The sequence below is a fragment of the Caproicibacter fermentans genome (assembly GCF_009746625.1).
GTDB classification, from domain to species: Bacteria; Bacillota; Clostridia; order Oscillospirales; family Acutalibacteraceae; genus Caproicibacter; species Caproicibacter fermentans.
Genome location: NZ_VWXL01000049.1, coordinates 1 through 588 on the forward strand (window position 1 = coordinate 1; position 588 = coordinate 588).

General features: G+C 35.5%; 1 protein-coding gene. It reads right to left on the reverse strand.

Annotated elements, in window-relative coordinates; all coding sequences use genetic code 11:
• Nucleotides 1–54: 54 nt before the first annotated feature.
• On the reverse strand, nt 55–420 hold the full coding sequence (locus tag CAFE_RS07725) for a hypothetical protein (protein WP_128743089.1): 366 nt from the start codon (nt 418–420) through the stop codon (nt 55–57).
• Nucleotides 421–588: the final 168 nt, after the last annotated feature.

A 588-nucleotide genomic window follows, 5' to 3' on the forward strand; every position in this document is an offset into this window, starting at 1 on the left:
GGCTACTACAAAACTTTCATCTTGTAATAGCCTCTTCATTTGATTGAACAATACTCAACTTTTCTGGTTTTGCTTAACGAAAAAAGCTGAAACCATGTCAGTCACCAAAAATGGTATTACGTAGAACATTGCGCTATGAATCCAAGCTTGCTTTAAAATCATTGGATCTTTTACAATAATTGCATGCTCTTCGATAATCGCCAACAAGATAGCAGTAATAATGGCAAGGCAAACATAGACTGCCGTAGGAAGTACTCCTTTAACACCGATACCTCTTAATCCGTCATAAATGAAAAGAAATATTGAAAGGCAAATACTTACGATCAAAAGAAAGCTTGGAAATTCATGTATAAAACTAGTGAAATATACCGTTACAAACAAAGCGGTGTAAAATGTAAGTATGACCCTATGTTTCAGCATAGCTTTCACCTTTTTTGTATAAGCAATATTTATTGTTCAGTGTGTATCCTGATTACCGCCCTCTGAGGTGATACAAAAGAGAAGCAGAACTGCAGTTAACTCTCCGCGCTTGTTCTGTTGAAATTAGAATTGTCTAAAACAATGTCTCAGAAAAAGCCCTTCATTATG